The 6,986-nt window shown below is 43.2% G+C and carries 10 protein-coding genes and 1 pseudogene; all 11 read right to left on the reverse strand.

What is annotated here, in order from left to right:
• Window positions 1-458: IS110 family transposase (locus HPY28_RS29955; protein ID WP_174231962.1), on the reverse strand; the 458-nt coding region annotated here is incomplete at its 3' end.
• A gap of 345 nt (window positions 459-803) precedes the next feature.
• Complete coding sequence (locus HPY28_RS29960) at window positions 804-1,628, reverse strand: replication initiation protein (RefSeq protein WP_217444930.1); 825 nt, start codon at window positions 1,626-1,628, stop codon at window positions 804-806.
• 398 nt (window positions 1,629-2,026) lie between these two features.
• On the reverse strand, window positions 2,027-2,197 hold the full coding sequence (locus HPY28_RS29965) for an IDEAL domain-containing protein (protein WP_122966710.1): 171 nt from the start codon (window positions 2,195-2,197) through the stop codon (window positions 2,027-2,029).
• Window positions 2,198-2,226: 29 nt separating this feature from the next.
• On the reverse strand, window positions 2,227-3,036 hold the full coding sequence (locus tag HPY28_RS29970; protein ID WP_254613231.1) for a recombinase family protein: 810 nt from the start codon (window positions 3,034-3,036) through the stop codon (window positions 2,227-2,229).
• 188 nt (window positions 3,037-3,224) lie between these two features.
• The gene (locus HPY28_RS29975) at window positions 3,225-3,737 is read right to left on the reverse strand and encodes an HGGxSTG domain-containing protein (RefSeq protein ID WP_174231964.1); all 513 of its coding nucleotides are present in this window, start codon (window positions 3,735-3,737) and stop codon (window positions 3,225-3,227) included.
• Between the two features lie 117 nt (window positions 3,738-3,854).
• Window positions 3,855-4,040 (reverse strand): hypothetical protein, encoded by a 186-nt coding sequence (locus tag HPY28_RS29980; protein ID WP_019534772.1) that lies wholly within the window; start codon window positions 4,038-4,040, stop codon window positions 3,855-3,857.
• A 127-nt stretch (window positions 4,041-4,167) separates the two neighbouring features.
• Entirely contained in the window at window positions 4,168-4,332 is a 165-nt protein-coding gene (locus HPY28_RS29985; RefSeq protein ID WP_174231965.1) for a hypothetical protein, read from the reverse strand.
• A gap of 20 nt (window positions 4,333-4,352) precedes the next feature.
• Window positions 4,353-4,976 carry an HK97 family phage prohead protease gene (locus HPY28_RS29990; RefSeq protein ID WP_174231966.1) on the reverse strand — a complete coding sequence of 208 codons (624 nt, stop codon included), beginning with the start codon at window positions 4,974-4,976 and terminating at the stop codon, window positions 4,353-4,355.
• Between the two features lie 4 nt (window positions 4,977-4,980).
• Window positions 4,981-5,457: a hypothetical protein gene (locus tag HPY28_RS29995; protein WP_174231967.1), complete on the reverse strand. Its 477-nt coding sequence runs from the start codon at window positions 5,455-5,457 to the stop codon at window positions 4,981-4,983.
• A gap of 234 nt (window positions 5,458-5,691) precedes the next feature.
• Window positions 5,692-6,279 carry a pentapeptide repeat-containing protein gene (locus HPY28_RS30000; RefSeq protein ID WP_174231968.1) on the reverse strand — a complete coding sequence of 196 codons (588 nt, stop codon included), beginning with the start codon at window positions 6,277-6,279 and terminating at the stop codon, window positions 5,692-5,694.
• Between the two features lie 23 nt (window positions 6,280-6,302).
• Window positions 6,303-6,986 (reverse strand): annotated as a pseudogene (locus HPY28_RS30005) (hypothetical protein); the annotation flags it as partial.

Below are 6,986 nucleotides of genomic sequence, written 5' to 3' on the forward strand. Positions count from 1 at the left end.
GAGATCAATCCCTTCACCAAGCCATTCCTTCTCGTCACCAGTTGACCAATCGTCCAGTATACGTCTTGCGGGTTTGCCTCGGGCAAGATGTCCAACTTGTTTAACAGGATTCTTGCTACACACTCCGCATCCCAGCTATCGCTTTTTTGTGTGGTCGGGTAACTTTGGCGCTCGGCATACGACAGAGCGGAATTGACCTCCTTCACCTGCTGTTTATTTTCTAACAGGTACACCGCTAACGAACGACCATACCCGCCTACATCTTCCAGTCCATACACAGGGGTCATGCCTCGACTCTTGAATTGCTTGACATACGTGATCAGTTCATCAAAAGCGGCGGGCTTGTTCTCAAACGTAATTTCCCCCAACTTCTCGTTCCAGCAGTTGATCACCACCGCCGTATGTGTTTTCTTATGCAGGTCAACTCCAATGTAAATATGCTTCTGTTTGTAGTGCATGCAAGGCATCACCTCTGTCTATGAAGTACGTTGAAAGCTAAAAAAATGTCGGCAACCTCAGCTCAAGCGTTAGTCAACAAGTGACCCGCAACGGGACGCCAGCCAGTCCATTTTCTAATCGTTCAACGTCTGTATAACTACATATAATAAAATTTCAACGTTTTTAAAGGAGCGTACGAAAATATTTTTCGACATTCCCTACACAACGGGTAAACAGTGATGCGCAGTATACGATATTTTCCAAAATCTGCACAACCCTGTATGTTTCCTGTCGTTTTCCTCTGTGGGAAGGTCGTATACTGTAAATACGAAATCGTTACACCAATCGCTGTTTGACTCTGCGGTTTATGCTGCCCTCAGCAATGCCGCACAAGGTACTTCAACTAGCGATACCCATTGTTCCCTTGCTAACCTGTTGAAATCTACGTGATACGGGTTTGCAAGGGTTTCTTTTACCACTGTTCGCATACGACGATCATACATTTTTACTCCGTCCCGCATGTTGCGAATCTGTTCTGCCCGTTTTCTAGGAAGTGTATCCCAATCTGTTACCACCGCCGCAAAATATTTATCGTTCTGCTCGGGCGGATACCTGCCCACATCTGACAGCAATATTTTCTGGTCTGGTTTATATACTATCTCCATCCGGCTCAACTCGTGGTCAATAGCGATGCCTTGCTTTTCCCATAGTTCCAGCCTTTTGTCGTAAATACGGCAGTATCCGTTTGTCTTGCGCTGATGAGGTAATCCAAAGTACCTCGTTGTTCCTTCATGAGTCATTTTTCTCCTTCCATGCATCGGGATGACTACCACATTTTCCAGTGAGGTACGCACATCGTACGCCACATCACAGCCCACAAAGTATATCCTGCTTGCCACCTTGCGTATCGGTTCCACCAACTCCCGAAAATGCAAGTAATGTTCGGGGTGCGTCTCTAGCCGCAATGTATGCAAGTGTCCCTCCGTCTCCCTAAAGTTCTTGTAAAACACATGCAGGTAGGCTCGATTCCCTTTCCGTATATGTAACTCGTAACAGTAGTCGCCCCAATACACCGTTTCTTTGATTTGAAAACCGTTCATTGCCGCATCTCTCATCAATCCGTAATAAGCCCCAAGCGGCACATCCTTGTACTCCATGACAAATTTGTCTATGGATACACTTGCCTTCATCACACGCTACACTCCCGTTCTCATACGTTTTTTGGCTACTTGCGATTGTAAAAATGTACACTTACTCGACTAATTAAGTAATTATCGGCTGTCCGTTTCTGACTGTTAAACGCAAAAAAGCACTTGAAATCACCAATAACAGTGTTTTCCAAGTGCTTGAAGTGTGTGTTTTCTAAGCTTTCAAAGTTTGGGCAAGTTAGCAGTATCCCTGAACCACAATCGAATACTGTACGGAGATTATGACACATGCTTTATCTAGAGTCAACAATAACGTCTAACCCTGTGAGATGGTTCGCTCTCGTTTGTATCTCCCCTCATCGGTGTCATTTGTGGTAATCCTACATGAGAACGTCGTCTCGCCCGGTTCTCGTGGGTCTGCTGTATAGTATGATCGTATCCTAGTCGAGTACGCCTAACTCGCGGCGTGCTTCGATTTCCAGCTCACGTAACCACTTTTGCTTTTTGACTAGCTCCTCAAACCATTCCTTGTCCTTTTGCGCTAAGGCCATATCTATTAGCTCGTCGTAGTCCTCTGAACACATCATCATTGCTTCTTGAAATTTGCTCATTTGTCTAACCTCCCATTGTTAATCGACGATTAGCTAACCTGCCTTGCCTTGTTCCACAACTGGCGGCTAATGATACGAGGGAAAACATCTTTCTGTCTGATGCCGTTCCGTTCTTTTTGCCCGTTGTAGGTATTGAACCCTGTATACGTCTCATTGTTCAGAATGTTTTGTACCTGTACAACAGTCCAGTCTTTCCCTGTTTTGGTGCGGATGCCTGCTCGGTTCAATTTACAAGCGATTTTGTATGGATTATTCCCCTCTACATAGAGTTGAAATATGTTCTTTACCGTTTGTGCTTGTTGCTCGTTTATGATTATCATACCATTATGTACCTGATACCCATAGGCAGGTGCACCGCCAGCATATTTATTTCCCTTGGCGGTGGCAATCCGTCCGCCTTTTGTCCGTTCGTTAATGGTCTTCCGTTCAAACTCTGAAAAAGAGCCTATCATTTGCAGAAACATCATTCCTGACGGTGTGGACGTATCGAAATTTTCTGACACACTAATGAATGCTATCCCTTTTGGTTCAAGTTCATCCTCTATCAATAATATCAAATTTCTCAACCTTCTGTGTATACGGTCTGCCTTCACTACGACGATTCCTGTCACTTCGTTTTCAGCCTGCTGAACATACTGCATCATGTCTCTGTATCCTTCACGTTCGGTCGTACTTCCACTTTCTCCTTCGTCTTTAAAGATTACTGCCAGTTCCCAGCCTTGACTGATACAGTACGCTTCAATCTTTTTCACTTGCTCCGCTATCGATGTATTCTCTATCTGACTATCTGATGAAATTCGAGCGTAGCCAACTACTCTCTTCATTTTCACGTTACCCATGTCCAGTGCCTCCTTTTTTGTAAACACTATACGACCTAGATTAAGGAAATTACAATTCCTTTTATCCTTCCTGCCGTTCTTTTACCGTGATCGTGGTAAAACAAATTTATTTTGAATTTTGCCATCCTACTGCTTCAATCACAAAAAAGGGAACGAACAAGCTTCATCACCTGTTTGTCCCCCCTCTGTTAGCGTTCGTATTCCTTCCTTGCATGATCTTTCCTTGCACGCTCAAGTATTTCATTCAGCCGATCTAATGACCCATCATTTTTACTTTTGTTTATTTCTAACAGCCTGCTACTTTCCCTTACAAGGCTTACCTTGTTCATTCCAATTCTCGTTATTCCTTCTTCAATGGCTCGTATTAGGGCATGATTCGGCTTTTTCTTCTGCTCTTCTTGTTTAATGCGCCGCATCATACGAAGAATGCGTACTTCCGATAACTTTAACTCACTTTCAACTTGTGCCTTCGGGTCAGTTGATACATGGGCTAACAGTTCCCGTTCCTCGTACGTCAATGTATCCTCCCAGATCGCTTCATACAGTCCATGCTTTAATGCGTTTTTATTACCCTTTAGCTTACTGGGGTCTTTCGGTCCAGTGGATTTTCCCCCATGAAACCTACAACGCCCGTTTGCTAAAGCGGCTTTTTTACATAGTCCGCCGGTTCTCTTATTTGCTCCGCACAGCTTTTTTTCCATCCTTTCACCGCCTAACCTCAATTCATGGGGTTCGTTTCCCCGACCGGGGGGAGGTCTACACGCCCCCAGCCGCTCAATCCATCAAAGTTTATCAGTTACTTTTCAACTAATCGCATTTCAGTTACTCGCATTTGCTTCTTGCTGTGCCTTTACTTCCCTGAATGCTTCAAACTCTTCACGTAGTCCTGCTGCATTGATGTAGTCTATATAGTCGTCTAGTAGGTAAGCGTTTCGTAACAACATATCGTTTGCCGCACTTAGTTCTTCCCATAGGAACTTTTCATACTCTGTCATTTCGTTCATCTTTGTTATGCCCCTCCTGTAACCGTCAAAATTGGTTTGTCTCGTATTTTCTGTTTCAGGAGCAAGTAAATTACGGTATGAGCCTCCCGCAACGTATACTTGCCCCCGTCTCGTTGGTTTGCACGTATTATTGCGTTAGCTCCTTTGCCTTACGTTCCCAATATCGTCGCTCGTACTCTTTTTGCTTCTCTTTGTTTTCAGGTTTTTGCCGCCATCTGCGCCGATACTCTCGCTCATACTGTCTTCTATATTCCCGACGTGCTTCTAATGCTTCCGGACTTAATTTCACCATAATGTTCATCCCTCCTTGGGTTACACTTTTCCTGTAGCTCTGTTGAGCGTTTCCTGTACTGCGTCTTGAATGGTAGCTACCAACTCTTCTGTAGAGCCGATTCCCTCGATTTCAATTTCGTCATCCACGATTTCAATTACGATTTCGTCGTCACCAAAGAACTTCTCTGTTGCACTCGTAACAAGTCCTTTACTCTTGGCAAGTTGTAGAGCTTCTGGATTTGCCGGTACCGGAACAGCAGATAGTTCTAGCAGCTCTTGCTTCTTGTACAGGGTGCCGCCGCTTTGTCGTGGTTCAAACTCCTTGCCTAGGAATCCAACCGAAGTTGCTTTCATGAAACCGCCTTTATATAGTTCATAGACGGTATCCGCTAAGTGGTACAGCCCTTTCACCGGAAATTCAATGTCGAATACCAGTTGTTTATTCTCTACTCGCACATCTAGCGCTCGTCCTATCGGGGGAACCGTATAGTCATGCGCCCAGAGGAACACAGGGTTTTTCTTGTAATTTTCAAGTTGCCAGCCAGTAGCACGAATAACGTCCCGATCTCTGTCCTCTGTTTCGGTTGAGCCTATAAACCTAAGAACTCTATTTTCTGTTGGACTCTTTAACTGTTTGACCTGTACACGAATTGAATGTTTCATCTGCTTAGCCCTCCAATTCCGCAAGCTTTGCCATCTCGTAAGCTAGAAGCCGTTCTGTTTCCTGTACTCGTTCCTCTGCCCGTTGAACCATTGCCACCGCTTCTTCCTTTGCCTCCTCCAGTTCCTTACGCTGACGAACTAACACGCTTTGGTTGTGCTGTACAGTTCCCCTCAATGCAGATGCTTCACGCTGTAAATCTTCAATGAAACCAATTGCTTCTTGCTTTTCATGACGGTCTTTCTGATCCCCTAGCAATTCAAACCGTTCAGCTTGATCTAATAACTGCCGGATCTCTGTTCCTACCTGTGCATCTGTGCGCCCCGACAGTTTCAACTCTGCCGCCTTCTCCCGCAAGTCCCTTGCCCGTTGCCAATAACCTCGAATCTCATCCATAAGCTGTTCATAGTCCGCTTGTGCCTGAGTGATTGAGCGTACCGTCTCCTCTACAACTTCCTCTACTACCGGTTCACGTTTTGCCATTCATTTCGTCCTCCTTTGATTTTGTGCATGCAAAAAAGCTCATTCCTACTCATGGTTCAAGTTGGAAAGAGCTTTTGAAAGTTTATCAAGTGTTTGAATTGTTTAGTGTTGGTTGTATTGTACGATATTGTCGTTGGGAAAGTAAATGGGCTTACACAAAATGCTTGACAAACCCTATTTATCTTGTTCCTTGCGCAAGGAATCTAATAAATTGTCATTTTGCTAATGAAGATATTATCCTCTCATCTGCTCCATTAACCACCTTTTAATATCATCACCATCCAACCTTAATGGTTTCTCTTCAGTTCCAACAAAAATATGTTTGGCAGACACTTCATCAATCCCGTTTATTTCTTCAAAACTAGTTCCATAGAGAAGCGCCCCATCGAGTAGGGCGTTTGTTAAATCAACATTAGAAAACTTTGCGTAGCTTAGATTTGCTCTTCGAAATGATGCTCGCCTCAAGTCAGATCCAGATATGTTAGCAAAGCTAAGATCTGCATCTTCAAAAGACGATTTTATACCTACACAATTTCTTATATTTGAATGTTTTAGGGATGCGTAATCAAATACTGTTTTACTCAGTATACATTCCGAGAAATTCGTTTCTTCGAATGATGTACTTAAAAAATAGCAATCACTCATATCATTATTCGTCAATAACGAATTGTTCATATTTGACTCTACAATTTCTGAACAACTCAGATTCATCCCTGCAAGATTTAGTTGTTTTAATTCTTCTTTCACAATTTCTAATTTCTCTCCCATATCACCATCCGATTCTGCCCATTTATGATGTTTTAAAAACTTACTATCATCCATAATAGTACTTCCTTTCCGATATTTTATGGCCACCACAACAATTTATCACTTAAACCTAATTCTTTTACTGCTTCGCGTACTTCGTGTATATGTTCTGGGAACATTTTTGATGAATCGATGATAACATTCTCACCTTTTGAAAGAGACTCTTCGATATCAGCAATTGCCTTTTCCAGTGTGTAACCCTTTGGTGCAAATTTTGAATACCATCCTTTAACGTCCCACTTTACACCTGTTGCATCAATAAATTCTGCACCTGCTGGGTTGGTATCTCTAACTATAGGACCAGGTAAGTCCCCTCTCGCCTCCAACTCTAAGCCTGCTAGTCTCTCAATTTTTGACTTTTCGTTTATTTTAAAGTTTTTTGCTGGATCTTTTGCCAAACTCTCATACTCTTCTGGAGACCTAGCGTAGTATCTTCCCTTATCCCCATACTTGTCTATCAATTCCTTATAGTAATCCGGCGCAGTTTCTCTAATTTTGTCTAAATCAGCTTTAGGCATCCCCTCAGTATCCCTCTGCTCTTGTTCTCTTCTTTCCCTTTCTTCTCTTTCTCTCCTCTCTCTTTCTTCTCTTTCTCTTCTCTCTCTTTCTTCTCTTTCTCTTCTCTCTTTCTCTTCTCTTTCTCTTCTCTCTTTCTCTTTTCTTTCTCTTTCTCTCCTCTCTCTTTCTTCTCTTTCTCTTCTCTCTCTCTCTTCTCTTTCTCT

The sequence above is a fragment of the Brevibacillus sp. HB1.2 genome, from assembly GCF_013332495.1.
Taxonomy (GTDB): Bacteria; Bacillota; Bacilli; order Brevibacillales; family Brevibacillaceae; genus Brevibacillus; species Brevibacillus porteri.